Source organism: Halomonas sp. SIMBA_159, assembly GCF_046536035.1.
GTDB lineage: Bacteria > Pseudomonadota > Gammaproteobacteria > Pseudomonadales > Halomonadaceae > Vreelandella > Vreelandella venusta_A.
This window is the reverse complement of the sequence record NZ_JAWJBT010001599.1, coordinates 1-236: the sequence shown is the minus strand read 5'-3', so window position 1 is coordinate 236 and position 236 is coordinate 1. Positions and strand designations below refer to the sequence as shown.

The 236-nt window shown below is 48.7% G+C and carries 1 protein-coding gene; it reads left to right on the top strand.

The window, feature by feature from the left end; translation table 11 throughout:
- On the top strand, window positions 1-187 hold a 187-nt coding region (locus R0J87_RS24620), incomplete at its 5' end, for a hypothetical protein (RefSeq protein WP_498889662.1).
- Window positions 188-236: the final 49 nt, after the last annotated feature.

Genomic DNA, 236 nt, shown 5'->3' with positions numbered 1-236 from the left:
GGCCGGAGGCGCCAGCGGTCTGCCATTTGAGCCACAGGAATATGAACAGAGATATCAGGATCTATATGCGCAGTGGCAGTATAAACGGGCACAGCTTGGCTTACCTCCTCAGTTTGAGTTTTCATTGACGCCGGGTGTCAGGCAACTGATGGCGTTGGAGAAACAGTTGTACAACTGCTATCGCTAGTTTGTTCTGAGCTAAGTAACAGGCTATTATCCAACCACACTGTTACAAA